General features: G+C 67.6%; 18 protein-coding genes. 8 read left to right on the forward strand and 10 right to left on the reverse strand.

Translation table 11 applies throughout. The features are described 5' to 3' along the window. Positions 1-2: 2 nt before the first annotated feature. The gene (locus NOV65_RS02305) at positions 3-524 is read right to left on the reverse strand and encodes a hypothetical protein (protein ID WP_257303905.1); all 522 of its coding nucleotides are present in this window, start codon (positions 522-524) and stop codon (positions 3-5) included. Between the two features lie 111 nt (positions 525-635). Here NOV65_RS02305 and hemH point away from each other — a divergent pair, with 111 nt between their 5' ends. The 5 genes from hemH to NOV65_RS02330 all read left to right on the forward strand — a co-directional run bounded on the left by hemH (position 636) and on the right by NOV65_RS02330 (position 4,879). After that, on the forward strand, positions 636-1,583 hold the full coding sequence (gene hemH / locus NOV65_RS02310) for a ferrochelatase (RefSeq protein WP_257303906.1): 948 nt from the start codon (positions 636-638) through the stop codon (positions 1,581-1,583). Then, the gene (locus NOV65_RS02315; RefSeq protein WP_257303908.1) at positions 1,580-2,839 is read left to right on the forward strand and encodes a protoporphyrinogen/coproporphyrinogen oxidase; all 1,260 of its coding nucleotides are present in this window, start codon (positions 1,580-1,582) and stop codon (positions 2,837-2,839) included. The genes hemH and NOV65_RS02315 overlap by 4 nt, the downstream gene beginning before the upstream one ends. A gap of 79 nt (positions 2,840-2,918) precedes the next feature. Beyond that, entirely contained in the window at positions 2,919-3,347 is a 429-nt protein-coding gene (locus tag NOV65_RS02320; RefSeq protein WP_257303909.1) for a DUF2914 domain-containing protein, read from the forward strand. Between the two features lie 137 nt (positions 3,348-3,484). Beyond that, positions 3,485-3,958, forward strand: a complete 474-nt coding sequence (locus tag NOV65_RS02325) for a DUF421 domain-containing protein (protein ID WP_425250833.1) — start codon at positions 3,485-3,487, stop codon at positions 3,956-3,958. Between the two features lie 30 nt (positions 3,959-3,988). Continuing rightward, positions 3,989-4,879: an SPL family radical SAM protein gene (locus NOV65_RS02330; RefSeq protein ID WP_257303912.1), complete on the forward strand. Its 891-nt coding sequence runs from the start codon at positions 3,989-3,991 to the stop codon at positions 4,877-4,879. 16 nt (positions 4,880-4,895) lie between these two features. Here the strand turns inward: NOV65_RS02330 and gltB are convergent, their stop codons facing one another. Then, complete coding sequence (gltB, locus tag NOV65_RS02335) at positions 4,896-9,284, reverse strand: glutamate synthase large subunit (RefSeq protein ID WP_257303914.1); 4,389 nt, start codon at positions 9,282-9,284, stop codon at positions 4,896-4,898. A gap of 134 nt (positions 9,285-9,418) precedes the next feature. Here gltB and dnaX point away from each other — a divergent pair, with 134 nt between their 5' ends. After that, a complete protein-coding gene (dnaX, locus tag NOV65_RS02340) occupies positions 9,419-11,026 on the forward strand; it encodes a DNA polymerase III subunit gamma/tau (RefSeq protein ID WP_257303916.1) in 1,608 nt (535 codons plus the stop codon). A gap of 19 nt (positions 11,027-11,045) precedes the next feature. Here the strand turns inward: dnaX and NOV65_RS02345 are convergent, their stop codons facing one another. From NOV65_RS02345 to dnaG, 6 genes are all read right to left on the reverse strand, one after another. Then, positions 11,046-11,267: a MoaD/ThiS family protein gene (locus tag NOV65_RS02345; protein WP_257303918.1), complete on the reverse strand. Its 222-nt coding sequence runs from the start codon at positions 11,265-11,267 to the stop codon at positions 11,046-11,048. Between the two features lie 52 nt (positions 11,268-11,319). After that, positions 11,320-15,402, reverse strand: a complete 4,083-nt coding sequence (locus tag NOV65_RS02350; RefSeq protein ID WP_257303920.1) for a translocation/assembly module TamB domain-containing protein — start codon at positions 15,400-15,402, stop codon at positions 11,320-11,322. Next, the gene (locus NOV65_RS02355) at positions 15,402-16,376 is read right to left on the reverse strand and encodes a serine/threonine protein kinase (RefSeq protein WP_257303922.1); all 975 of its coding nucleotides are present in this window, start codon (positions 16,374-16,376) and stop codon (positions 15,402-15,404) included. The genes NOV65_RS02350 and NOV65_RS02355 overlap by 1 nt, the downstream gene beginning before the upstream one ends. A gap of 63 nt (positions 16,377-16,439) precedes the next feature. Next, positions 16,440-18,059 (reverse strand): MFS transporter, encoded by a 1,620-nt coding sequence (locus NOV65_RS02360; protein ID WP_257303924.1) that lies wholly within the window; start codon positions 18,057-18,059, stop codon positions 16,440-16,442. A 129-nt stretch (positions 18,060-18,188) separates the two neighbouring features. Further along, positions 18,189-19,913, reverse strand: a complete 1,725-nt coding sequence (gene rpoD, locus NOV65_RS15365) for an RNA polymerase sigma factor RpoD (RefSeq protein WP_306671918.1) — start codon at positions 19,911-19,913, stop codon at positions 18,189-18,191. Positions 19,914-20,074: 161 nt separating this feature from the next. Next, positions 20,075-21,799 carry a DNA primase gene (dnaG, locus tag NOV65_RS02375; protein WP_257303926.1) on the reverse strand — a complete coding sequence of 575 codons (1,725 nt, stop codon included), beginning with the start codon at positions 21,797-21,799 and terminating at the stop codon, positions 20,075-20,077. A 70-nt stretch (positions 21,800-21,869) separates the two neighbouring features. Between dnaG and NOV65_RS02380 the strand changes: the two genes are divergently transcribed. Further along, a complete protein-coding gene (locus tag NOV65_RS02380; RefSeq protein ID WP_257303928.1) occupies positions 21,870-22,865 on the forward strand; it encodes a hypothetical protein in 996 nt (331 codons plus the stop codon). A 15-nt stretch (positions 22,866-22,880) separates the two neighbouring features. On the opposite strand, the gene NOV65_RS02385 is transcribed toward NOV65_RS02380, so the two are convergent. Both NOV65_RS02385 and NOV65_RS02390 read right to left on the reverse strand, forming a co-directional pair. Further along, entirely contained in the window at positions 22,881-24,224 is a 1,344-nt protein-coding gene (locus tag NOV65_RS02385; RefSeq protein ID WP_257303930.1) for an MFS transporter, read from the reverse strand. Positions 24,225-24,293: 69 nt separating this feature from the next. Then, positions 24,294-24,839, reverse strand: a complete 546-nt coding sequence (locus NOV65_RS02390; protein WP_257303932.1) for a hypothetical protein — start codon at positions 24,837-24,839, stop codon at positions 24,294-24,296. Between the two features lie 99 nt (positions 24,840-24,938). On the opposite strand from NOV65_RS02390, the gene NOV65_RS02395 reads away from it, so the two are divergent. Beyond that, positions 24,939-26,132 carry a glycine C-acetyltransferase gene (locus tag NOV65_RS02395; RefSeq protein ID WP_257303933.1) on the forward strand — a complete coding sequence of 398 codons (1,194 nt, stop codon included), beginning with the start codon at positions 24,939-24,941 and terminating at the stop codon, positions 26,130-26,132. The last annotated feature ends 50 nt before the right edge of the window (positions 26,133-26,182 follow it).

A 26,182-nucleotide genomic window follows, 5' to 3' on the forward strand; every position in this document is an offset into this window, starting at 1 on the left:
ATTCAGGCCCCAGTGGAAGCTGGGGCCTGAATCTTGTACTTCCGGCCGATCCAGGTGCCAGCCAGGGGGCGCTCCATGCGGCCGCTCCGGAGATCACCCACGGTGAGGAGGGCCAGGTCGAGGATCGGGGTGCTGGCGCCGAGGGTGCCATCGCCCAGGCGGGCTTCCAGATCCGGGCGGAGGAAGGCCCGCAGGCCCTCGGGCAGGCGTGCGAGCACCTCCTGGGAATCCAGCAGTCCCAAGCCGAGGCGCTCGGCGATCTGGCGCACGCCGCGCAGCATGCCATCGATGGCGCAACCCGAGGGCTGGACCGCCAGGGTGGGTTCCGCGATGGCCAGGATCCGATCCTCCAGGAGGGTCCAGGCCCCGTGATACGCCACGCCCTTATGACGCCACCGGCCCAGGAGGGCCTCCACCTCGGGGGCGAACTGCGTCGCCTCGACGGGCCGGTCGAAGGCCACCAGCCACAGCCGGGCGTCATCGGGCAGGGTGGCGAAGGCAGACAGGGATGCGGGCAGGGACATGAGAAACTCCGGTGTCAGGACAGTCTATGGGATGCCCGCCGATCCGTCCCCAGGTCATGTTCGGGTTTCCGTGACGAAAGTTCCGTCGAGTGTCGCGTAAGGTGGAGAGTGATGCGAGATACAGCGATCCTGCTCCTGAACCTCGGCGGTCCGGTGAACCTGGACCAGGTTGAACCCTTCCTCGCAGCCCTGTTCGGGGATCGGGACCTCATCCGGCTACCGGGCCCGGCCTGGCTGCAATCCCCTTTCGCCCGCCTCATCGCGAGGTTGCGGGCGCCCGACGCGAAGGGCCGCTACGCCCAGATCGGTGGTGGGTCGCCGCTGCTGCGGGAAAGCGCCTTCCAGGCTGCCGCGCTGCGGAAGGCCCTGCGCGCCGCCGGACGCACCGAACCCGTGAAGCTGTGCTTTCGCTATGCCGCCCCCAGAGCCGAGGGGCTGTTGAAGGCCCTGAAGCGCCAGGGCATTACGAAGCTGGTACCCGTGACGCTCTATCCCCACGACTGCCGTGCCACCACAGGCTCCAGCCTGCGGGAGCTGGCGGTGGAGGCCGCGAAGGCCGGGATGGAGATCCTGCCGGGCGTGGACCACTACGCCACGGATCCTGATTACCTCGACGCGCTGGAAGCACCGCTCCGCGCCGCATTGGAAGACCTGCCCGGAGCCACCGTGATCTTCAGCGCCCATAGCCTGCCGGTGCGGCAGATCGAGGCGGGAGATCCCTACGAGCAGGAGATCCACGCCACCCGGGAGGCCCTGATCGCCCGCATCGGCGCCATTCCGGGCGGATACATCCAGGCCTACCAGAGCCGCACGGGTCCCGTGCGCTGGCTGGAACCGCCCCTGAAGTCGGTGCTGGAGTCCATGGGCGGCAAGGATGTGATCGTCGTGCCCATGAGTTTCGTGAGCGAGCACATCGAAACCCTCCACGAGCTGGACATCGAGTACCGGCACGTGGCCGACAAGGCCGGCATCCGCACCTATCGCCGGGTGGCCGCGCCCGGGACCAGTCCCGCTTACATCCGCTGCCTCGTGCGGCGCGTTCTGGAGATCCTCCCATGAGCACCCTGATCCTCGGCGGAGGCGTGACGGGCCTGGCGGCTGCCTGGCACCTGCAGCAGCGCGGTGAAGCCGTCGAAGTGTGGGAGGCCGGCGCTTCCGTGGGCGGCTGGATGAAGACGCTGCCCTGGGAGGGGGGCCACTTCGAGACCGGCCCCCAGGGCGTGCTGTGGCAGAAGGGCACGGCGGTGGACCGCCTGTTCAGCGCCATCGACCTGCCGTTCAAGTCCCCGGGCACCGGCGCCCGCTGGGTGGGGAAGGGTGGCAGTCTCATCCCTGTGCCAGCCTCGCCCCCGGCCCTGATGTTCTCGCCACTGATGTCCGTGGGCGCCAAGCTCCGGATGATGCTGGAACCCTTCCAACCTGTGCGCCCGGCCGAGCCGGAGGAGGGCCTCAGCGCCTTCATCACGCGGCGTCTGGGCAAGGGCGTGGCGACGGAGCTGCTGCCGTCGATGATCGCGGGCGTACTGGCCGCACCCGCGGAGATCCTGTCTGTGGACGCCATCCCCAAGCTGCGTCAGTGGGAAGCCACCGGCAGCCTGGTGAATGGCATCCGCAAGAGCGGCGTGAGCCACATGGTGGTGCCCGAAGGTGGCATGGGGCAGCTGCCCATCCGCCTGGCCTCGAAGCTCGGCGCGGTGCGCGCGGGCCTGCGGGCGGAGCGGATGGAGCTGCTTCCGGATGGTCGCTGGCGCGTGAGCGGCGGCGGCGAAGTGCGCGAGGCGGACCGCGTGGTGCTGGCGCTGCCCGCCTACGAAGCCGCGACCCTGCTCGGACCCGTGGCGCAGCAGAGCGCCGAGGCCCTGGCGGCCATCCCCTACACCTCCGTGGACCTCTGGCACAGTCGCCATGCGCCGCTGCCGGCCCTCAAGGACAGCTTCGGCTTCCTCATCCATCCACCGGAAGGCCGTGGTTACCTCGGCTCCCTGGTCCCTTCCTGGATGGATCCCCAGAGCGCACCGGACGGCCTCATGCAGCTCCGCAGCTTCATCGGCGGGGCCTTCGGCAAGCCGGCCGATCTGGAGGCCTGGGAGGGTGTCTACGCCCGCCTGAAGCACTGGGTCCCCACGCTCGGCGCTCCCGCCGCCGTGCGGCATGAGCGCGCGGAGCGGGCCATCCCGCGCCCCGAGCTGGGGCACCGGGCCCGGGTGAAGACCGCCCTGGAGGGCCTGCCCGTTGGGGTGGACTGGCTCAGCAACGCCCGCTTCGGACCCGGCGTGCGCGACATCCTGGAGGGTCTGGAGACCTGGATCGGATAATTCTGATCTCGAGGTCGCTAACCCGGTGACATTTGCCCACGGCGAGTGCAGAATGGGGCCACCTTTTCAGGAGCCCGCCATGCGCACCAGCCTGTTCCTACCTTTCCTCGCCGCCGCCGCGCTCATGGCGCAGGCTCCGGCGCCCAAGGCCGAGCCCAAGCCCGCGGTGAAGGCTGAAGCCGAAGCCAAGGCCAGCGCCGAGGTCAAGGTCGGCACCGGTGTGGAGAAGATGGAAATCCAGGGCGAGTCCACCTCGTTCAAAGTGGCCGCCGGCACGAAGATCTACGCCTGGACGAAGGTCGCAGGCGCCGCCGACAGCACGGTCACGGTGGTGTTCAGCAAGGGCGAGCGCACCTCGAAGCAGGAACTGAAGGTCCCCCGCTCCCCCTATCGCACCAACGCTTACCGCACCTTCCGCAAGGGCGACGAGGGCAGCTGGACCGTGAAGGTCCTGGCCGCGGATGGCGCGGAACTCGGCACGGCCGCGTTCACGGTCGAGTTCGAATAGAGGCGCGCAGTCTCCAGCCTTCCATTTCCAGTTTTCAGTGGGAGCGGTGCCTCGCGAGGCGGCGCTCCCATTCTTTGCCCGGAGGGGCCATGTCCATCGCCGCCTTGCTCGACGGCACTCTGCCTGTGGGCGTCTCCATGTGGAAACTCGCCCAGCCCTGGTGGGAGTTCATCCTCCGGGCGCTTCTGGTGTACGGCTTCCTGCTGGTGACACTGCGCCTCACGGGGAAACGGCAGGTGGGGCAGTTGTCACCCTTTGATTTCGTGCTGCTCCTGGTGCTGAGCAACGCTGTGCAGAACAGCATGAACGCCGGCGACAACACCGTGGGCGCGGGCTTCATCCTCGTGGCCACTCTGCTGGCGGTGAACGGCTTCATGTCCTGGCTCACCTGGCGCAGCAAGCGGGCCGAGATCCTGCTGGATGGACGCCCCCAGATCCTGGTGCACAACGGTCAGCTGGACGAGGCCATGTTGGCCTCGGAGCGGATCACGCGCCATGAACTGATGGCGGCGGTGCGGCAGGCCGGCGTGTCCGATGTGGCGGATGTCCGGGTGGCCATCCTGGAGACCAATGGCCGCATTAATGTGATTGCCAAGCCTCCGGCCCCTTGACTTGGCGAATAAAAGGCGAAAACTGAAGGCATGACGCCCCTGCCACTGCCTTCGGATCCTCCTCCACCCCTCTTCCAGGGCCTTCTTGTGGAGCCCGAGGAGGCGCGGTCCATCCTGCGGCCCCAGAAGGATGAGCGCTATGGGTTCGGCTTCGCCCTCAGCCCCTACCGCGGCTGCAGCCATGGATGCCGCTACTGCTACGTCCGCGAGTACCCCAATGCGCTGCACCGGCCTGAAGACTGGGGCAACTGGGTGACCCCCAAGCTGAACGCGCCGGAGCTGCTCTGGTCCCAGCGGCACCGGCTCCACGGGGAGCGGGTCTTCATGGCCTCGGCCACGGATCCCTACCAGCCCCTGGAGCGGCAGTACCGCCTGAGCCGGCGCTGCCTGGAAGTGCTGCTGCTCTGCCCCACCACTGAAGTGATCGTCCATACGAGATCACCGATGGTGCTCCAGGATCTCGACCTGCTGCGGGCCTTCGGGGACCGGCTGACGGTGGGCCTTTCGATTCCCACGGACGACGACACCGTGCGCCAGACCGTGGAACCCCACGCCCCGGCCATCCCCAGCCGCTGGGCCGCGGTGGAGCGACTGGCGGCGGCTGGCATCGGGGTGACGGTGGCCGTGACGCCACTGATGGCGGTGCATGATGCCCAGGCCTTCGCCCGGCGGGCCAAGGCCAGCGGCGCCTCAGGGGCCTGGGTGGGCGGCCTGCGCCTCCTGAAGCAGGATCCCTTCTACAAGGTGCTGGCAGATCACGGCTGGCTGAAGGTGCTGGACCCTGTCTATGCCGAAGGCATCCGCCAGGCCTTCCGGGAGGCCTTTCCCGTGCGTCGCCGGGTACGGGAACGCCAGGCGAAACCCGCGCCGCTTCCACCACCCCCCATCCGCCAACCCGGCCTGTTCGACCGGGTTGGATAGAAGAAGGCTCGGTGGATCAACCTGCCTGAGTCAGCCGCCGGGCGACCGCCACAGGTACGAAGGGTGCGAAGGCGGCGAGGGTCGCGGACCAGTCTTCAAGCAGAGCCTGGGCGGTGCGGCTTCCGGTTTCGGTGGCGTGGGCTTCAAGGAGGCTGCGGAACTGGGACTCCTCCTCGGCCCGCCAGGGGATGGTGGCCAGGTAGTCGCGGTTCACCTGGTCCCCGCGTTCCCGGCGGAGGAAGAGGCAGCCGCCGGTCATGCCCGCGCCGGCGTTGGTGAGCACGGGGCCGAGGATGGCCACGGTCCCACGAGTCATGTACTCGCAGGCGTGGTGGCCCGCACCCTCGACCACGGCCGAGGCGCCGCTGTTGCGGACGGCGAAGCGGTCCCCGGCCAGGCCGAGGACCAGCAGGGTTCCGCCCGTGGCGCCGTAGAGGGCTCCGTTCCCGAGGATGGCGTTCGTCTCGGGGGTGTAGGAAGCCTCGGGGTACGGCACGAGGACGGTCCGTCCGCCGGACATGGATTTGCAGACGGAGTCATTGGCCTCACCCAGGAGGCGCACGTCGAGCCCTTCGGTGAGGAAGGCGCCGAAGCCCTGGCCCGCACTGCCGGTGAAGTCGAGACGCAGGGTGCCGCGCACAGCTGGGTCCTCGTTCCTCAGGCGGCGCTCGCGCACCCGGCGGGCGATGGCCCCGGACAGGGTGGCCAGGATCCCCCGGTCGCCAGTGGTGATGGCGTAGGCCCGATGGTGCGTGCCGCCCTCCGCCAGGAACGGCTCGGCGTCTGCCAGGATCTGCTGGTTCAGGGGGGCGACGCCCTCCTGGTTGAAGGGCACGGGGTTCGCTCCGGCCCCCTGGGGGCGCGGGTCGAGGAAGCTCGCCAGGTCCAGCTTGCGCTCCCGTACGAAGACCGCGTGATCCGGCGCCACCTGGAGCAGATCCACCCGATCCTGCAAGTCCGAGAGGGAGGCCACGCCCAGGGAGGCGAGGTGGCGGCGCACATCCTCGGATAGGTGGACGAGCATGCGCTGGACGGCCTCGGGGCTTCCCGAGTAGCGGGCCTTGAATTTCGGGTCGTGGGTGGCGATGCCCGCCGGGCAGGTGTTCTTCTCGCAGATCCTCGCCATCATGCAGCCCTCGGCCACCAGGAGAAGCTTGCCGAACTCGAAGCCCTCGGCGCCCAGGATGGCCGCGGTCACAAGGTCCTTGCCCGTGAGGAGGCCGCCATCCACGCGCAGTTCCACCTGGCCGCGGAGCTGGTTCTCGCGCAGGGCCTGGTGGGCGTCGATGAGGCCGAACTCCCAGGGCAGGCCCGCATGTTTCATGGATCCCAGCGTGGCGGCGCCGGTGCCGCCATCGCCGCCGGCGATGTAGATGATGTCCGCCCCGGCCTTGGCCACGCCCACGGCGATGGTGCCGATGCCCGTGCCGGAGACCAGCTTTACGCTGATCTTCACGCCGGGATGCACCTGCCGCAGCTCGTGGATGAGCTCCTTGAGATCCTCGATGCTGTAGATGTCGTGCAGAGGCGGGGGCGAGATAAGGTCCACGTCCGGTAGCGAGAACCGGGCTTTCGCGATGGTGGCATCCACCTTCACGCGCATGAGCTGGCCGCCTTCGCCGGGCTTGGCGCCCTGGGCCACCTTGATCTGGATCTCCTCGCCCGAGATCAGGTACTCGGCCGTCACGCCGAAGCGCGCGGAGGCCACCTGCTTGGTGGAGGCGGTGATCCCGTCCGTCCAGTAGAAGGGATTCTCGCCGCCCTCGCCGCTGTTGCTGCGGCCGCCCACGCCCTCCATGGCCAGGATCAGATCGCGCTGGCTCTCCGCACTCACGGCCCCGAAGGACATGGCGCCGGCGCCGAAGCGGCTCAGGATGGCCGTCCCGGCTTCCACACGATCCAGGGGCAGCGGCGTCGCGGCTGTCCGGAACGCCAGCAGGTGCCGTGGGTTGATTGGTTCGTCCACCTTCAGTGAGGCAAGGTACTCCTGGTACAGGCTCTGGGCCTCGGGTGTATGGGGGTCCAACTCCACCAGGCGGTGGAGCAGCCTGGCCCGCGCGGAGGTGAGCCCGTGGTGCTCCCCTTCGCCCGTCCGTGGCGATTCCCGGAACTGATGCGTGTGCAGCAGGCGGTCCATGAAGCCCGCCTGGGACGCGAGGCCGGTCTTGCGCAGCACGTCGCCGGCCAGTTCCTCATAGCCGATGCCGCCCAGGGGGCTGGCATGGCCCGGGAAGAAGGTCTCCATCAGCTCGGGTCCGAGGCCCACGGCCGTGAAGAGCTTGGCGCTCATGTAGCTCTGCACCACCGAGATGCCGCACTTGGCCATGATCTTGAGGAGGCCCGATTCCAGCGCGCTGACGAAATTCTTCTCGCGCTGATCGGGCGTCAGGCTTCCGAAGCTGGGATGTTCGTCCTGGCGGGCGATCTCCAGGGCCAGGTAGGGACAGACCGCCGAGGCGCCGAAGCTGATGAGGGCGGCCAGGTGATGGGAGGTGCGGGCCTCCCCGGTGTGCATAACGATGGCGGCGTTCAGGCGCAGCCCCGATTCGTTGAGGGTGTGCACCACGGCGCGCAGGGCGATGAGGCCGGGGATGGGCGGCCGCTCCACGCTGGCCTCCCGGTCGCTGAGGATGATGACGCTGGTGCCCTGCTCGACCGCTTCCCGCACGTCGGAGGCCAGCTGCTCGATGGCGGCATGGAACCCGGTCACGCCATCGTCCCGCCGGAAGACCATCGGGAAGGTGCGGGGGATGATGTGGGATTCAGACGGGCGCAGGCTCTGCATCCGCTCGAGGAAGCGCATCTGGCCCAGGTCCAGGATGGGGCGGGGCAGCTCCAGCGCCTCGTTCAGGGGCAGCAGGTCCTTGGGAAAGAAGATGTTCGGCGCCCGGCCGAGGAATACCCGCAGGTCCGTGATGTTGCCTTCGCGGAGGTAGTCCAGGGGCGGGTTCGTGACCTGGGCGAAGTGCTGGTAGAAGTAGTCGAAGAAGGGGCGGGGCTCGGAGGAGAAGACGTTGGGCCGGGCGGTGTCGCCCATGGAACCGATGGCCTCCTTGCCGGTGGCGGCCATGGGGTACAGGATCTTCTCCAGCTCCTCGCGGGAGCAGGTGAAGAGCGTCTTCTTGAACACGCTCACCGGCCCGGTGGATTCGGCCCCGGGGAGGGTGCCGATGGGCCGGGTCCGGGCATCGAAGGTGGCATCCCGATGCTCCCGGGAGCGGCCCGGATCGCGGAAATGGACCCGGCCCGTACCCAGATCCAGGGTGACGCCCGTGCCCGCGTAAAGGATGCCCTTGCGACGCACCGCGGCCTCGTCCAGCGGGAAGGAGCCGGCTTCGGACGCCAGGTAGAAGCGCTCGTCCGTCATGGCCCACCGGGCCGGACGGAAGCCATTGCGATCCAGCCGGGCCCCGACGCTGCTGCCGTCGGAATACACCAGGAAGGCGGGCCCATCCCAGGGCTCCATGGCGCGGCTCCAGAAGGTATAGAAGGCGTTCTGCCCCTCGGCCGGGGGCATCATGATCGCCAGGATGTCCTCCATGTGGGGAATGCTGCTGCGGTAGTGCAGGGCCTCCGCGATCTCGTTCAGGCTGCCGGAATCGCTGATGGAGCCGTGGGTCACCAGCTGGTCGGCCTTGAGCCCGATGGACATCTCCCGCGAGATGGCCCGGGACCGGTTGCCGGCGATGGTGTTGATCTCACCGTTGTGCGCGATGAGCCGGAAGGGCTGGGCCTTGTCCCAGGAGGTGCGGGTGTTGGTGCTGAAGCGCCGGTGGATCATGGCGAACCGCGTGCTGAACCGCGGATCACGCAGATCCAGGTAGAAGCGGTCGAGATCGGCGGCGCGGGTGAGGGCTTTGTAGACGACCGTGCGCGCCGACAGGGAGGCGAAGAAGAACTCGTTCTGGATGCCCTCTTCGACCAACTTGGTGCGCAGCACCTGCTTGGCCGAGTACAGCAGCTTGTCGAAGGAGGCATCCGTCCGGCACTGGACGGGCCGCCGCAGGATGGCCTGACGCATGGTGGGCAGGGAGCGTCGCGCCTCCTCGCCCAGCACGGCAGGATCCACGGGAAGCTCGCGGTAGGCCAGTACGTTCAGGTCGAAGAAGGCGAAGGTGGTCTCGAAGATCTCCAGGGAGCGGCGCAGGCGATCGGGATCCTGGGGCATGAAGAGGCTGGCCACGGCGATATCGCCCGACCGGTAGCCGAGCATCTCGAAGGGGATGTCGGCCATGACGCCGGCGCCGTCGCTGCTGATCTGGTCCGCCGCGCAGCCGCCCCTGTGCTCGACGCATTTGAGCGCGTGGAGGGCGTCCTCCAGGATGTCCCGGCTGGCCACACCAGTCCGACTCGCTATGAAGCCGACCCCGCAAGCGCTGTGCTCAGAACCCGATCCCTCAAGCATCGTCTTTTCCTTTCGGGATCAAGCCATCCTATCGAGAATCGACCTGCCTGTACCTTTGAAACGCCGTATGGGGTCATCAGGCGCGCTTATAGCCCCTGACGGTCCCCTGGAGCTTGTGGGAGACTGGACTTCCCATGACGACCCTCGCCCTCAAGTACCGTCCGCGCCTGCTCTCCGACTTGGTGGGGCAGGAGGGGAGCGTGAAGGCCCTCGCCAATGCCCTCAGGCGGGCGAAGGAGAGCGGACGCATCCATCAGGCCTACCTCTTCGCCGGCGTCCGGGGCACAGGCAAGACCAGCACGGCCCGCATCCTGGCCCGGGCCCTGAATTGCGTGGAGGGCCCCACGGCCACCCCCTGTGGCGTCTGCGACCCCTGCCGGGCCGCGGAGCAGCCGGACCAGAACCTGGACATCGTCGAGATCGACGCCGCCAGCCGGGCCTCCGTGGCCGACGCGCGGGCCCTGCGGGAACAGGTGCAGACCCGCCCCGCCTTCTGCCGCTACCGGGTCTACATCATCGACGAAGTGCACATGCTCAGCACCGAGGCCTTCAACGCGCTGCTGAAGGTCATCGAGGAGCCGCCGCCCCACGCCATCTTCGTGCTGGCGACCACCGAGCTCCAGGATGTGCCGGACACCATCAAGAGCCGCGTCCAGATCTTCCCCTTCCGCCTGATCCCCGTGGGCCTGATCGAAGGCCGCCTCAAGCACGTCTGCGAGCAGGAGGGGGTCGAGGCCGAGAGCGGCAGCCTGCGGCTGGTGGCCGAGGCGGGGCAGGGCTCCATGCGCGACGCGCTCACCATCCTCGACCGGGTCATCGCCGCCGGGGATGGCAAGGTGCTGGAAGAGGCCGTCCGCGAGCAGCTGGGCATCGTCAGCGCCCACCTGGTGCAGGGTGTGATGTCCGCCCTGGCCATCGGCGACACGGCCGCCCTGGTGGAGGCCTGCCGCGAATTGAACGAGCAGGGCGCGGACTGGGCCACCTTCTGGCGCGAGCTGGTGCTGGCCTTCCGTGACCGGCTGGAGCAGGAGGCCCGGGCCGCCCGTGGCCCGCAGGACCTGTTGCGCTGGGCCCGCATGCTCCAGCTGCTCTTGAGCCGGGAGCGGGACCTGCGCGACAGCAGCCTGCCCCGGGTGGTGGTGGAGCTGGCCCTGGTGACCGCGGCCCAACTGCCGCACCTGGCACCCCTGGATGCCCTCGTGTCGGGCGCCCCGGGCCGGGGATCGAGCCCGGCGGCCGGGCCGCCACCGGTCCCTTCCAAGGGTCCCCAGGCCGCGCCGGCGCCTGAGGGGCCCCGCAGGCCCACGCCGGCCGCCCCGCAGGCCCCAGCCCCTGCCCAAACCCGCGCCCAGGCGTCCCTGCCAGCGGGACCGCCCCCTCCGCCCCAGCTGCGCATGGCGTGCAGCGAAGCGCTCCGGGCCGTACCCGGGTTGCGCACCCTCGGCACCGCCCCCCAGATGGCCACGGACCTGCGCTGGGAACCGCCGGTCCTGCGGTTCCGCTTTCCAGGCAACGTGCGGCAGACCCTCCAGGACCTGGAACGGGAGCAGGCCAATCCCCACGTGCTGGCCGCCCTGGCCGCGGTGCTCCCCGGCCTGAAGCGACTGGAGCTCCATTTCGATGAGGGACCGGCGGGAGCCCAGACCGATCGCCCGGAGGACCGTCTGCGGCAGGAGCCGGGTTTCCAGGAATTGCTGCGTCTGAGCGGCGGCGAGGTGTTGGAGATCCGGCGCGAGGGCTAGGCGCGGTTCCGGAAGGTGCTCAGCCGCCCGATACCGGCGGCATGAGGGCCACCTCGTCCCCGTCGGCCAGGGGAGTGCTCCGCTCGGCGAAGCTCTGGTTCACGGCCAGCAGGGCGTCCTTGGGCAGCGCGGCGAAGCGTGGGTCCGCCAGCAGGTCCCCCAGGGTGGGGACCGCGGGCATGGCGAGATCGCTGAAGCCCAGCAGGGGGCGATAGCGGGCGAAGCACTTCACCTTGATCATGCAGCCTCCGCTTCCACGCTAGCGCCTCTCGCCCTCCGCCTCCAGCCTTCCCCTATTTGGGGCTCCAGGAATGCCGGATCTCCCCCGACGGGTTGAGCCCGGTCCCGCCGCCCTTGCTGGCGCCCAGCTGGAGGATGAAGCCGCCGAAGCGCCATTCCACCTGACCGGAGGTGATGCTCAGTTCGCCGCTCTTCCGGTGCGATACCACGAAGGCGCTGCGTTGCCCGAACAGGCTGAGGCTCTTGCCGAAGGTGACCTCCGTTTCCGTGGTGCCCACGCTGGTGGTGCGCACCGCCACGTTCACGCGGTCCAGGCCCAGGGTCCGCCGCAGCTGCTCCTGGAAGGGTGCGAAGGCCAGCGTGGAGATGAGGCCGGAGCCGGCGCTGGCGATGCCCGAGGTGATGGCGCCCTGGGTGACGCCGGAGGAAGCGCCCGCGGTGCCGACGTTGGTCACGTTGCCCGGGTTGATGAGAATGGCCACGATCTCATCCTGGCGCAGGCTCGGTGTGGAGCTGGGCACGATGGTCAGGTTGCTCAGGGTGCCCCGGATGTCCAGGTTCACCGTGTAGCCCGGGATGGAGCTGACACTGCCCTGGAGGTTGATGTTCGGGTCCAGGCCGCGGGATTCGGAGAAGCGGAGCGAACCTTGGGTCACCACCATGTCGCCCGCCGGGAAGATGTTGGTGACGCGGCCGCCGGGCTGGAAGATCAGGGTGCCCTTGAGGGCGGGGTGGGCCAGAGTGCCCAGTACCTGGAACGGCCCTTCGGTGCGGCCCTCGAGCTTGAGGAGGTTGGTGTCGAAGCTCCAGGGGCTGCGGAGGTCGAGGTCCAGATCCAGCCGGATGCGCTCCAGGGGATCGTCCAGATCCAGACCCACCAGTCCGCCGCTGTCGCTGAGGGCGCTGCGGAGGATCAGGTCCGCCAGTTTCACCTCGGTCTGGTAGTTCAACCGGTCGGCGCGGAGCCGGCCCTTGAGCAGGCCGGCTTCCTCATTGCCCTCCAGGGTGGCGCGCAAGGTGCCCTGGAGATCGAGGCCCTCCGGCACGTCGCGCAGCTGGAAGTTGGCCAAGGAGGCTTTCAGCGAGTAGGTGTCCAGACCGCCCAGCCGCCAGGTGATGCCGCCGGATACCACCAGATCGCCATGAGCGAGGGTGCCCCTCAGCGGCTTGTCCACCGGGATGGAGATGGCGCGGTCCTTGAACATCACCTCGGCCTGGAGGTCCTCCACACCCTGATAGCCCCGCAGGTTCAGCTGGCCCTTCTCCAGGGAGAGGGTGCCATCCAGCAGGGGGTCGCCATAGGTTCCGTGGGCAAGGAGGTTGAAGGTGCTCGTCCCCTGGACCCTGACTTCCGAAAGCAGGTTGTATTCATCCACCTCCATCACACGGTCGAAGATGGACTTGAGGTGGGCCAGGTTGGCGGTGCCCTGCAGCCGGAGGGCCAGGGGGGCAGAGGCCGAGAAGGGCAGCTTGCCAGATAGCCGCAGCCCCGCCGCCTGGGCCAGTGCGGCATCCGTCACGTTCCGGGCGCCGCCCTCCAGGGCGATATCCACTTCCGCCCCGGCGGCATCGCCCCGGAGGGCGGAGGGCGTCACCTGATGCAACTCGAAGGCACTGAACTGAGCGGCCAATCGGTTCAATGTGCCGGTCCAGTCCAGCGTCCGGCCATTCCACCGACCCTGGGCGACGGCCTCCAGGGTCAGGTCCTCCAGCAGGTCCTCCGTGAGACTCCGGGCGAGGACGTCCGTGGGCGCGCTGTCCGGAGATATGGCCAGGGACATGCGCCCTGCCAACTCCGAGCCATCCTGCCGGACCTGGGCCTCCACGAGGGGGTGGGCCATGCCTTCGATCCCCAGGCGGGCCTCCATCTGGCCCCGCTCCCGTTTCACGAAGGCTTCGAGGCCCTCCACGCTGCGACCTTCGAAAAAGACGCGGCCCCGGCTCAGAGTGGCCTGGCCCTCAGGCAGGTCCAGGGCTCCGAAGGGGCTGGTGATGGGCCCCAGCAGCCGAACGTCCAACTGGGACTGGATGCGGGGACCGGGCAGGGCCAGGAGCTGGGAATCCAGATGGCCGGCGAGGTCCACCCGCCAGGTCCAGCGCTGGAAGTCCATGTCGGCCTTCCCCTTCAGGGCCAGGGCCCCGTCGGGTTCGGCCTCGGGACCGCCCAGCAGATCCAGCCGTTCGCCGATCCGGACATCGTCGAGCCGCATACGGAGGGTATCCAGGTCCAGGGTGAAATCTGAGGAAGCTGCTGGAACTTTGATGCCGTAAACTTCGCCAGACTCGACTTGAGCTGCACCGTTCAGGGCGATGTGGTCGAAGGGCCCCAGAAGGCGCACCCACCCCCCGCCAGTGCCTGAGATGGGCAGGTCTCCGAGGTCGGCGGCCTTGAGTCCCTCGGCCACGGGCAAGCGGAAGGCGGTGAAACACATGTCCATCTGCTTCTGGCCTGGAGCCGTGCGCCCCCAGGTGAGCCAGAGGTCGCCGCCGCCGCGACCTTCCTCCTTCTTCAGGCCGATATCCGTGACCCGCAGTTCGGTGCCCTGGATCTGGACCTTCGCCTGGAGGTCGTCGGCCAGGGCGCCGTGCCAGCGGGGATGGGTCACCTCGACTGAGCCATCCAGTTCCAAACCAGGACCCTGGCCCCACCGGACCTTGGCCTGGGCTTGGGCCTGCCCATCCATATCGAGATCCACCACCTTCCAGGCCCGGAGGGCGTCGGACACCTGGCCCGCGCCTACCTCCGCCTTTCCTTCGGCCTCCAGACGCAGCAGCCCCCGGGGGCCCAGGTCGGCCCATCCCGTGCCTTCGGCCTTGAGAGCCTCCAGGTTCAGGCGGAGCTGATCCAGGGTGGCCCGGCCGTTCCGGAGCGTGGCGCGCAGGTTGCCAGCATCGAGGCCATGCTGGGTCAGCCCGAGTTGGAGGGTCCCCTGCCAGCGGTCCGGCCGGCCGAGGGCCGCGGGATCCTTGGGACCTTCCAAGTCGGCCCGCAGATCACCCCGGAGACCTTGGAGTTCCGATAGCCGGAGGATCCTGCCCAGGGCTTCGAGATCCAGGGCCTGGCCTGACAAGGTGCCCTTGGCCGGCGTCTTGCGGGACCACCCCCCCTCCAGGGAAAGATCCCCCTGGGAGGAATGCCACCGGAGGTGGCTCAGTTGGAATCCCTCCAGGTTGCCGCTGCCGCGAAGATCGAGGCTGCCGGGCGTCAAACCGCTCTCCGAGGGCTTGAGCCCGGCTCCCTCGGCACTGACGGTCCACTGGGGGTTCGCCAGGGCTCCGTGCACCGAGGCGGTGAGGTCCAGGTCGCCCGTGAGGGGAGACCGGGCCATGCCGCCCCAATGGGCAGCCTGGGCCAGGGCCAGGACCCCCGTGAGCTGGGCCTCGAGCCGCTCGGCATTCTGAGGCGTCTTCGCATCGAAACGACCATGCAGGCGGATCTGGCTTTCACCGAGCCGGAGGTAGCCCTCCTTGAGGACCACGAGCTTCTCGGAAACCTCGCCATTCAAGTCCAGGCGGCCCTTCTCCCAGCCCTTCGGGCCCTTGACCATCAGCTGGGGCCCCGCCACGTCCACGCGCAGCTGGTTGGGGTGCGGCCCCGTCGCCTTCACCTCGAACTGATAGCGCATGGGCGGCAGACCGCGCAGGGGTTCCGGGATCTCGACCTCACCACCGGTGATGCTGAGCAGATCCAGGCGCACCTGGGGGAGGGGGCCCTTGCGAGGCGGGTGCTCCTTCAGGTGGATGGCGGACAGTCCCGCTTCCGTGAGGCGGAGGTGGGGGTGCTCCACCCGGATGGAGAAGATGCGGGGCGTGGCGCCGAGCAGAGAACGGAGGTCCGCCTGGACCTCCACCTTCCGCACCGTGAGGAGATCGCCGCCCAACCGCACATCCTTCAGGGCGGCGGAGCCGAAGAGCGGATGAATTTCCAGCTGGCCGACCTCCAGGGAGAGGCCGGTCTCGTCCCGGACCAGGGCGTCCAGCTTGGAGACGGTCCAGCGGAGCACCGCCGGCCGCGTCGCCACCCAGGGGACGATGGTCAGGGTGGCTGTGCCGGCCACCAGGAGGTAGGAGACGCGCCGCACCCAGCGGCGGCTCCAGAGTCGCTGCACCGCGTCCTTCGTGGGGTGCCAGATCATCAGTTCTTTTCGCCGCAGCTGGGACAGATCATGGCCATGCGAGGCAACTGGCGGTAGCAGAAGCGGCAGAGCCTGGCCTGGGTGGCGGCGCGCAGGGTGGGATGGGGGCCTGAGCTGTTGGAGGAGAGTACGGCGGTGCCGAGGGGGCGGGTCTCGCGGGCCACGCTCTCCTTGAGGCGGCGCAGAGCCTCCAGGAAGGCCTGGGCCGACAGGTACCGCTCACCGAGGTTGACGGCCAGGGCCTTCATGACCACTTCCGAGAAGGCCTTGGGAACGATGGGATTGCGGAGGTGGGGTGCCAGGATCTGCTGGCTGGTGAAGGCCTGGGCGATCTTGAGCGGATCCGCGTCGTAGAAGGGCACGGTGCCGGTGAGCATTTCGTAGAGGGTGATGCCCAGGGACCAGAGATCCGACTGGAAGACGGCCCGGCCCCGGAAATGCTCGGGGGCCATGTAGGGCGGTGAGCCGATGCGCGTGGGCGCGTAGGGGACGTGCTGCATCTCCAGCACCCGGGAGGTGCCGAAATCCGTGACCTTGGCCACACCCTCGCGATTCACGAGGATGTTGGCGGGACGCAGGTCCCGGTGGAGGATCTGGTGGCCGTGGGCGAAGGCGATCGCGCTGCAGATGTCCAGGCCGATCTCCAGGGATCGGGCCGGGGGCAGGGTGCGTTCGCGGCGGATGAGCCGATCGAGGCTCTCGCCTTCGATGTACTCCAGCACCATGAAGAAGATCCCGTTCTTCCGCTCGACGGTGATGAGTTCGACGATGTTCGGGTGCTTCAGGCCCGCCATGATGCGGGGTTCCTTCAGCAGGTCCACGATCTCATCCTGCTGCTGGTGCGGCACTTTCAGGGCCACCTTGCGGTTGACCCAGGTGTCCATGGCGAGGTACACGGCTCCGAAACCGCCAGAGCCGAGGCGGTCCAGGATCTGGTATTTCCCCAGGGTCTGGTCCTTGGAAAGCACGGGCACGGGCTCCGAAGCGATGGAATCAGCATGACCGAAACCGCTCGCGGCTCCTAGCGTCCCGGTGGCCTATTCCAGGATGCGGTCCAGGATGGAGCTCTGGTCCTCCCAGGCCGCCGCCAGGTGGCGGATGCGCGGTCGCGGTTCCACCCCGAGCGCATAAGCCTCCCGGAGGAACGCACGATCCTCCACGGTGGCGCGATGGTGCTGGCGGAGGTGCTCTCCCCAGCTGGAGCTGAGGAAACTCTCCACGAACCGGAGCTGGCCTGGATCGGGGGGGACCAGGTCCTGGAAGAGCGACCACCGCACGGCCCCGTCCCGGATGCGGATGCGACGGACTTCCCGCATGGCCTCCTGGAAGGCGGTTTTGCGCTCCTCGGGTATCCGGTACTCGAGCACCGTGAGGATCGGGCCCTGGTCGGGATGGATGGGGCCAGGCGAGTGGGGTTCGAGGTGATGGGGACTCAGGTCCGGCGGCTGGTGGAGTGCCCGGATCTTCAGGCGGGCCGTGGCGGCCAGCAGCAGCAGCATGCCGAGGCCCGCGGCAGCATAGGCGACATGGATGCCCCAGCGCTCGCCCACCACGCCCCAGAATGCCGCTCCGCCCGCCATGGCGCCGCCCCAGACCGTGATGTAGACGCCCAGGGCCCGGGCCCGGACCCAGGAGGGCACGGACAGCTGGACACCGGTGTTGCAGGTGCTCAGCACGGTCAGCCAGCCGGCCCCGCACACTAGGAGGGCCAATCCGACCGACAGGGTGTGGGCCACGAAGGCCAGCACCAGCAGACCAACCGCGAACGTGGCCGTGGCCCCAGCCATCAGGACGTTGGGATTGTGTTTCCGTCGGAGGGTGGGCAGCACCAGCGTGGCACCCACCGCGCCGGCTCCGATGCACCCCAGCAGGAGGCCGAAGGCCGTGGAACCGAGCTGGAGTCGATGGATCGCCAGGGTGGGCAGCAGCGAAAAGATCGGCCCCCCGAAGAAGACGAAACTGCCGCCGCGCAGCAGAATGACCTGCAGTTCCTTGCTGTGCCAGGTGTACCGCAAGCCCACCTTCATGGCCGCGCTGAACCGTTCCGCAGGCAGGTCCGTGGTGACGGGCCGTCGCTTCCAACCCTTCAGGACAATGAGCACACCCACAAAAGAGACCGCATTGAGGGCGAAGGCCCAGGTGGCGCCGAACAGGCCCACCACGAGGCCGCCCAGAGCTGGACCCACGGCTCGGCTCACGTTGAAGCCGGCACTGTTGAGGACCACTCCGGCCGCGATCTGGTCCTTGGGGACCAGATCGGGCACCGAGGCCTGCCAGGCCGGGGAGTTCAGAGCCGCCCCCACGCCAAGCAGCATGGACATGCCGATCAGCACGCCGGGTGTCACGAGATGGAGGGCCGACAGGATGGCCATGGCCGCGGCGGCCAGCAGCATCCAGGTCTGGGTGACCAGGAGCATCCGCCGCCGGTCCACGATGTCGGCGATGGCGCCGCCAGGCATGGACAGCGCCAGCATGGGCAGAGTGGCGCCCGTCTCGATGAGGCTCATGAGCAGCGGGGATCGGGTGATCTCCGCCATGAGCCATTTCTCGCCCACACTCTGAACCCAGGTGCCCACGTTCGAAGCCATGGCCGCGATCCAGATCGCGAGGAACATGTGGCTGCGGAGCGGAGCAAAGGGGCTTTTTGATTCAGTCACGGGCTCAGGCTACCCAGGGAAAGCGGAAAACACTCGCAGAGAGTGCGAAGACAGCGGAGGGTCGCAGAGAAGGAAAAGGCTTTTCTCCTCTGCGACCCTCCGCATTCTCGGCATCCTCCGCGAGTGCATTTACCCCAAGAACGCCTTGAGCGTCTTGGAATAGCGCGGATGGCGAATTTTCCTCAGGGCCTTGGACTCGATCTGGCGGATGCGCTCGCGGGTAACCGCGAACTCGCTGCCGACCTCCTCCAGCGTGTGTTCGGAGCCGTCATCGCCCACGCCGAAGCGCATGCGGAGCACCCGCTCCTCCCGCTCACTGAGGGTGTTGAGCACGTTGCGGACGGTCTCCTTGAGGCGCTGCTGCACGACCTGCTCCACGGGGGAGACCACGGTCTTGTCCTCGATGAAGTCCCCCAGGTGGGAATCCTCCTCCTCGCCGATGGGGGTTTCGAGGGAGATGGGCTCCTGGGCGATCTTCATCACCTTGCGGACCTTGCCCACGGGCATGTCCATGGCGTGGGCGATCTCCTCGCTGGAGGGTTCGCGACCCAGCTTCTGCACCAGCTCGCGCTGTGTGCGGATGAGCTTGTTGATGGTCTCGATCATGTGCACGGGAATGCGGATGGTGCGGGCCTGGTCCGCGATGGCGCGGGTGATGGCCTGCCGGATCCACCAGGTGGCGTAAGTGGAGAACTTGAAGCCGCGGCTGTATTCGAACTTGTCCACCGCCTTCATGAGGCCGATGTTGCCCTCCTGGATGAGGTCCAGGAACTGCAGGCCGCGGTTGGTGTAGCGCTTGGCGATGCTGACCACGAGGCGCAGGTTGGCTTCGATGAGCTCGGCCTTGGCGCCGCGGCTGATGCTCTCCGCGGCCTTGAGGCCGTTGAAATCCTTGTGGAAGTAGTCGCTGGTGGTCTCGTACTTCTCGAAGAAATCGGCCAGCGTCTTCTCGATATGGGCCAGCTCGTCCTTGTAGCGGTCCTTGAGCTTGGCGAAGGCGGGGTTCTTGAGGCGATCCCGCAGCTCACGGCATTTGCGCTCGCCCGCCATCACCTGGCTGTGCTGGTGGGTGATGCGGTCGATCAGGCGGGTGACGGCGAGGCTGTTGAGGCCCAGCTTGCGGATCTGGCGTGAGAGCCGGGCCCGGGCGTGGAGGATCTCGCGATCCAGCTTGCGCTTCTTGGGCAAAGTCTTGGTGCCGGCGTCCACCTGGAGCTTCACTTCCAGCAGATCCTGGAGGGCCTGGTCGTAGACCAGCAGCTTCTCGAACTGGTGGTGCACGTGCTGGGTGGCAGAGGTGCTCTCGGCATCCTCGTCGTCGTCCACCTCATCGGAGAGGCCCACGACCTCGCGGATCTTGCCGGGGTTCTCCTTCAGCATCTTGCCGATGTCGATGAGCAGGCTGGCGGCCAGGCGAGACCGGGAGAGGGCTCGCATAACGCTACGGACGCCGACTTCGATGCGCTTGGCGATCTCGACCTCGTCCTCGCGCTTGAGGAGGGGCACCGTGCCCATCTCCTTGAGATACATGCGGACCGGATCGTTGAACTTGTCGCTGTCGGGGCTGTCGATCTCGACCTCGAGATCCTTGTCACCCTTGCCGCCACCTTCCACCATGATGAATTCGGGCTCGATGGCTTCGCGGGCGGCCTGGGCCTCCTCTTCCGTGGCACCGATGCCCACACCCAGACGCGCGAACAGACCCATGACCACTTCGAGGTCATCGGGGCTTGAGGCGGTATTGGGGAGGAAGTCGTTGAGCTGGTCGACCAGCAGGAATCCGTTTTTCCTTCCGATGGAGATCAGGGCTTTGGTCAGGGAGTAGTAGGTATCGCGTGGCGGCGTCGGAACCATTCGGACCTCAAAGAGCGCTGCAGGCATCGGGCCATGGGGGTGGGAGGACCCGGAGGCCGAGAGGAAAACAGAACACGGCCAATAGTACCGGGCCGAGTCCGGAACTTTTCAGTATAGGGGATCTGCGGGCCCAGGCAAGGGCCGGATCTTCGGAGCCACCCTCAACGGGACTCCCGACGCTGGCTTGAAAGCTTCTTTTTGCGGCGCAGGAGCTCATCCTGGCGGGCCTCCACCCGCCGCTGGAGGGCAGGATCCACCTGGGTGCTGGGGTCCATCAGCAGCCGGTTGTTGGCCTGGAGCTCCCGGTCCACGTACCGGGCCTCGAGTTTCAGGAAGAGCGCTTCTGTGTCCCGGCCGGCTTCGTCCTGACGGCTGGCCTGCGCACCCATGTGGCGGATCTCGGCCAGGGCCCCTTCGGGCAGTCGGGTCGTGTCGCCCTCCGCATCCAGCAGGGCCTGGAGGAGGGGGGCACCGGCCAGGCCCTCCCACCAGGCGGCTGGCGTGTCCTGGACCCGGCGCCACTCTCCGGCGGTGCTCAGGAGCAGCAGGCTGCGGATCAAGTCGTCCACGTCCTGGGGTGGGGCGGCTGGAAGGGGTGGCTGGGATTCAGGAACCGGAGCCTGCCGGCCCCGCACCGCGCGATCGAGTTCCTGCAGGGGGACCTGGAGCTGGTGGGCCAGGCTGGCGAAGAGATCACGGCTTTCGGTGGTGCGGGGCAGGTAAGGCAGGAAGTCCAGGAGGTCCTTGAAAGCCCCCATCCGGTCGGAGATGCGCCGCAGGTCCTTGCCCTCCATGGCCCGGTCGATCATGAAGGCCGTCCAGTCCGGTGCGGCCCGCAGCAGGTCGCGAAAGGCCTCGCCGCCCAGCTTGAGGCACCAGGTATCGGGGTCCTCGCCCTGGGGCAGCTCCAGCAACCGCACCTCGAAGCCCAGGGGCAGGGCCATCCGCAGGCTCTTTTCCATGGCCCGGCGGCCTGCGGCGTCGCCGTCGAAGCAGAGGATGACGCGCCGGGTGAACCGCCCCAGCTGCTTCAGGTGTTCCTCGGTGAGGGCGGTGCCCAGAGGGGCCACGGCCTGATGGAGGCCGTGCTGATGGAGTTGCAGCACATCGAAGTAGCCCTCCACCACCAGGGCTCCATCCTTCATGGCGCCCTTGGCGCGATGGAAGCCGAAGAGGGTCTCGCCCTTGTGAAAGAGGACCGTGTCCCGAGTGTTGAGGTACTTCGGCTGACCTTCGCCCATGATCCGACCGCCAAAGGCCACCAGGCGGCCGCGGCCGTCGTGGATGGGGATGGTGAGGCGGTTGCGGAGAAAGTCGATCTGGGTGCCGCGCTCACTCCGGCTGGCCAGCCCGGCTTGTTCCAGCAACTCGCCGGAGAAGTCCAGGCCGCGCAGGTGGGTCACCAGGGGGTCCCAACCATCCGGTGCCACGCCAAAACCGGCCTCTGCCACGAAAGGCCCTTCGTAGCCACGACGGCGCAGGTAGGCACGGGCCTCCTCGTGGCGCTCCAGTTGCCGTTCATAGAAGGCCTGGGCCGCCTCCAGCGCACTGCGCAGGCGGGTTTCCAGGTCCAGTTCGGCTGCCGGGCGCTCCCGGCGCTGGGGCAGGTCGATGCCCGCGGCCCGGGCCAACTGCTCCAGGGCCTCGGGGAAGGTCATGCCCTCGCGCTCCATGAGCCAGGCGAAAGCGTCGCCGTGCTTGCCGCAGCCGAAGCAGTGGTAGAAACCCCGGTTGGCCACCACCTGGAAGCTGGGGCTGCGCTCGGCATGGAAGGGGCAGAGGCCCACATGGGCTGAGCCCTGCTTCCGCAGCTTCACCGCCTGGCCCACCAGGGCCAGCAGGTCCGTGGCGTCCCGGACGCGCTCGACGATTTCGCGGTCACGCATGTATCAGGCATATCACGGGCCAGGGAGGAGCGGTCATGGCATTCTTAGGGGTTTCTGTTGGATGGCCCCCATGCCCCACCTTCTCGACACAATCCTCTTGTTCAGCCTGCCCGCTTCGGGCAAGTCGGAGGTGCGCCGCTACCTGGCCAGTCTCACACCGGATCAGTGCCGGAATGATTTCCACATGGGCCCCACCCTCCAGCTGGACGACTATCCGTACGTCCACCTCATGCACCGCATCGACGACGAACTGAAGGCCTGCGGCCTGGGTTATGCCTACTACCACGGGCCCAGCCGTCCGTTCCGCGACAACTGGACCTGGGCGGTCCTCATCGAGTTGCTGAACGAGGACTACGCCAACCTCATGGCCAGCCGCCAGACTGAAGTCCCCGGAGCCGCCCAGCACCTCTTCGACCGCCTCGACGCGGCCCACGCCAAGGTGGGCCTGCCTGAGTACCTGGGTGACATCCCCCACCGCCTTCGGGTGCGCATGGCCGAGGCCCTGGAGGCCGAGTGCCGGGCTGAGCTGGACGTCCTCAACCGCCAGAACGCCCTGGACAAGACGGGCCGGACGCTGGTGATCGAGGCCGCCCGCGGCGGGGCCCACGGCTCGGCCTTCCCCTTGTGTCCGCCCCACGGCTACGACACGGCCTTCCAGACTTTGGCTCCCGCCATTCTTGAAACGGCCTCGGTGCTGTATGTCTGGGTCGATCCGGTCGAAAGCCGCCGCAAGAACATCGAACGAGGCCGGCCTGATGGCCAGGGCAGCATCCTCCACCACAGCGTGCCCATGGAGGTCATGCTCGGCCAGTACGGCACGGATGACATGGCCTGGCTCATGGAACAGAGCGACCGCCCCGGCACTATCCGCGTGGAGCGTACCATCCAGGTCGGCGACCGCTACGAGACCAAGGTCTACCATCTGCCCGTGGCCCGCTTCGACAACCGCAGCGACCTCACCACCTTCGTCCGCGAGGACCAGAAGCTCTGGAAGCCCGCCGATGTGCAGGCCATCCATAGTGGGTTGAAGGCTGCTTTCGATCAGCTTGCCTCTGCCGACCGATAGCCGACCGCCTCGAAATCAGTGCGCCCCCGCACCCGCTCTGGCACTCCAGATGCGGGTCATGATGAAGGCGCCGATGAGGCTGAAGGGAATAATGGAGCCCACCCACACCCAGGCATGGCTGGGCTGGTGGCCATGGGCGGCCACGCCGTCCCAGCCGTAGGTCTTGAGGATCCAACCCAGGCCGAAGCCGGTGAGCCCCGAGCCGATGTACTGGATGCCATCCAGGGCCCCCGTGACCGTGGCCGCGGCCTTGCGACCTCCGAAGTCCATGCTCGCGGTGCCGCTGAGCATGCCGTGGACGCCGAAGATGAACATGGCCGTGAGGCCCAGCAGGAGCACCGCCCAGACCTGGCCGCCATGGGTGCCCTGACCGAAGGTCATCCCGAGCAGGCCGAGCATCACCACCTGCACCAGGTAGAAGAGGAAGGCAACGGGCGGGCGGCGGGACTGGAATAGCTTGTCGCTCATCCAGCCGCAGAGCAGGCCACCGAGGATGCCGCCGCCCATGAAGGCGATGCCGGTCCACCAGAAGAGGTGCTCCTTCTTGCCCAGGTGGTAGATCTCCTGCAGGTACTCCGTGAAGTAGAGCATCACGCCCTGGCGCACGAAGCCCGTGCAGAATTCCGCGAAGATGAGCGAGACGACGATCGGGTTGTGGAAGACCTTCCGCATGAGATCGCCCAGGGGCAGGGGGGTCTCGTCTGCGGAGGCGGCATTGGAGCCGTCCCCGGTGTCGAAATCGTCGTACCCGGCGTGGCTGGGCCGGTTGCGCACCAGGAACCAGTCCACGGCAAACATGAAGGTCATGGCCGCGGCAGGCACGAACCAGATGACGGTCCAGCTGCGGAAGCTGGCCAGCAGCCAGGCGCCGATGGTGGTGGCCAGGAAGTAGCCCGAGCTGATCATGATGCCGAAGATGCCGCCGAAGACGCCCCGCTCCTTCACGTGGAACCAGGTGCTGTTCACCTTGACCACGGACAGGGCCCCGAAGCTCTGGAAGTACATGTTCGCGCTCCAGAGCAGGCTCATGCTCACGAGCACCTTGGAGGCATCGCCATTCAGGAACATGAACCCGATAAGCAGGTTGACCGCTGCCGCGCCGATGGCGCCGATGAGGATGGCCTTGCGGCCTCCGATGCGGTCGGCCAGCGGCCCGTTGAAAATCACGGCCAATCCATAGGTCCAGAAACCGGCGGAGGCGATGAGCCCCATCTGCGCCTTGTCCAGGTGGTACCAGGCGCCGATGTCGTTCTTCACGATGTTGAAGTTGTAGCGGCCCATGTACATGGCCGCGTAGGTCAGCCCTAGGGGAAACCAGTTCAGAAACCGGCGCAGGCGGAAGGCAGGGCTGTGATCCAAGGGAACCTCGATGCCTTCAATGGTACTGGGGGCTTGACCATCCCCCAAGGAACGAGCGTGTAACGCCGGTCACTCCGCCTTGCGGAAGACCTCGTCGGTCCCGGTCAATCCCCAGCTGCCCCGGCGGCGCTCGAAAGTGGCGTGGCGTGGCTTGGTCTGGCCGATCTTCACGTCCGGATGCAGGGCCTGGAAGATCGGGAACTGGGCCGTGGGCTGCTCCAGGCGGATCTCGTAGGTGACGCGGGCCCCTTCGCGGGTGGGCTCCATGCGGGCGAGGCGCACGAACACGGCCTCGGCCGCGGGCATGGAGAAGCCCTTGGGCGCGGCCTTGATGGCCTTGGGGGCGTCGGGCTTCAGGCGGAAGGCGAACGTTTCCCGTCCGCCGTCAGACTGGATGGTGCTATCGAACCAGCCACTCTTGTCCAGGCTCTCCTTCAGCGTCACCAGGCGTAGGTGCTCAGGACTGCCTTTCTCTGCCGAGGCCTTCTCAGGCACGGTGACGGGCACCACCACCGGATAGTCCTTGCGGATCAGGCTCTCGGCCTTGGTCCGTTCCAGCTTCGAGCTGCAGGCCAGCGCCAGGAGGAGGACGGGCAGGAGCAGGGCAGGGCGCATGGTCGGATCCTTTCCAGTTCGCAAGGATGGTGACACAACCAGACGCCCGTCACGCAACCTCGCAGTATCCTATGGAGCTCTGACGCTTAGGAGACCGCCGTGAATCCTGCCTACCTGGCCCACCTGACCCACGAGATCGAGCAACTGAAGGAGGCCGGGCTCTACAAGACCGAACGGGTCATCACCTCGCCCCAGCAGCCGCAGATGACGGCCAATGGCAAGGATGTGGTGTGCCTCTGCGCGAACAACTATCTTGGCCTGGCGAACAACCCGGAGGTCATCCAGGCCGCGAGGTCGGTGATGGAGGGCCATGGCTTCGGCATGGCCTCGGTGCGTTTCATCTGCGGGACTCAGGACATCCACCGGGAGTTGGAAGTGAAGCTGGCGGCCTTCCTAGGCTTCGAGGACACCCAGCTGTATTCCTCCTGCTTCGATGCCAACGGCGCCATCTTCGAGGGGTTGCTGGGTGAGGAAGACGCGATCATCAGCGACGCGCTGAACCACGCTTCCATCATCGACGGCATCCGCCTCTGCAAGGCCAAGCGCTTCCGCTATGCCAACTCGGACATGGCCGACCTGGAAGCCCAGCTCAAGGCCGCCGACGCGGAGGGCGCCCGCTTCAAGCTGGTGGTGACTGATGGCGTGTTCAGCATGGACGGCTACATTGCGAAGCTCGCGGAGATCTGCGACCTGGCGGAGAAGCATGGTGCCATGGTCATGGTGGACGACAGCCATGCCGTGGGCTTCATGGGCACGAATGGGCGGGGAACGCACGAACACTGCGGAGTCATGGGCCGGGTGGACTTCATGACCGGCACTTTCGGCAAGGCCCTGGGCGGCGCCTCTGGCGGCTACATCGCCGGCAGGCAGGTGGCCATCGACTGGCTGCGCCAGAAGGCCCGCCCCTACCTGTTCTCAAATTCCGTGGCCCCCACCATCGTGGCCGCCACGCTCAAGGTGCTGGAGCTGCTCAAGAACAGCCAGGGCCTCATCAAGCAGGTGCACGAGAACGCCCGCTACTTCCGCGCCGGCATGGAGAAGGCCGGGTTCAAGCTGCTGCCTGGCGAACACCCCATCGTGCCCGTCATGCTCTACGAGGCGCCCCTGGCCCAGGAGTTCGCCAAGCGCCTGCTGGACGAGGGGGTCTACGTCATCGGCTTCTTCTTCCCGGTGGTGCCCAAGGGCCAGGCCCGCATCCGCACGCAGATGAGCGCCGCCCACACCCGCGGAGACCTGGACAAGGCCATCGGAGCCTTCACCAAGGTGGGCCGGGAACTCGGAGTCATCCAGTAAGCGGATCGACCGCGCCCGCCGAGTGGAATCGCGCCCCAAACCGTGCTGGT

It is taken from the genome of Geothrix campi, assembly GCF_024609265.1.
GTDB lineage: Bacteria > Acidobacteriota > Holophagae > Holophagales > Holophagaceae > Geothrix > Geothrix campi.

Excerpts from the sequence above, each read along its gene's own strand:
- NOV65_RS02305 (WP_257303905.1), bottom strand. The coding sequence starts at position 524 with ATGTCCCTGCCCGCATCCCTGTCTGCCTTCGCCACCCTGCCCGATGAC.
- hemH (WP_257303906.1), top strand. The coding sequence starts at position 636 with ATGCGAGATACAGCGATCCTGCTCCTGAACCTCGGCGGTCCGGTGAAC.
- NOV65_RS02315 (WP_257303908.1), top strand. The coding sequence starts at position 1,580 with ATGAGCACCCTGATCCTCGGCGGAGGCGTGACGGGCCTGGCGGCTGCC.
- NOV65_RS02320 (WP_257303909.1), top strand. The coding sequence starts at position 2,919 with ATGCGCACCAGCCTGTTCCTACCTTTCCTCGCCGCCGCCGCGCTCATG.
- NOV65_RS02325 (WP_425250833.1), top strand. The coding sequence starts at position 3,485 with ATGTGGAAACTCGCCCAGCCCTGGTGGGAGTTCATCCTCCGGGCGCTT.
- NOV65_RS02330 (WP_257303912.1), top strand. The coding sequence starts at position 3,989 with ATGACGCCCCTGCCACTGCCTTCGGATCCTCCTCCACCCCTCTTCCAG.
- gltB (WP_257303914.1), bottom strand. The coding sequence starts at position 9,284 with ATGCTTGAGGGATCGGGTTCTGAGCACAGCGCTTGCGGGGTCGGCTTC.
- dnaX (WP_257303916.1), top strand. The coding sequence starts at position 9,419 with ATGACGACCCTCGCCCTCAAGTACCGTCCGCGCCTGCTCTCCGACTTG.
- NOV65_RS02345 (WP_257303918.1), bottom strand. The coding sequence starts at position 11,267 with ATGATCAAGGTGAAGTGCTTCGCCCGCTATCGCCCCCTGCTGGGCTTC.
- NOV65_RS02350 (WP_257303920.1), bottom strand. The coding sequence starts at position 15,402 with ATGATCTGGCACCCCACGAAGGACGCGGTGCAGCGACTCTGGAGCCGC.
- rpoD (WP_306671918.1), bottom strand. The coding sequence starts at position 19,913 with ATGGTTCCGACGCCGCCACGCGATACCTACTACTCCCTGACCAAAGCC.
- dnaG (WP_257303926.1), bottom strand. The coding sequence starts at position 21,799 with ATGCGTGACCGCGAAATCGTCGAGCGCGTCCGGGACGCCACGGACCTG.
- NOV65_RS02380 (WP_257303928.1), top strand. The coding sequence starts at position 21,870 with ATGCCCCACCTTCTCGACACAATCCTCTTGTTCAGCCTGCCCGCTTCG.
- NOV65_RS02390 (WP_257303932.1), bottom strand. The coding sequence starts at position 24,839 with ATGCGCCCTGCCCTGCTCCTGCCCGTCCTCCTCCTGGCGCTGGCCTGC.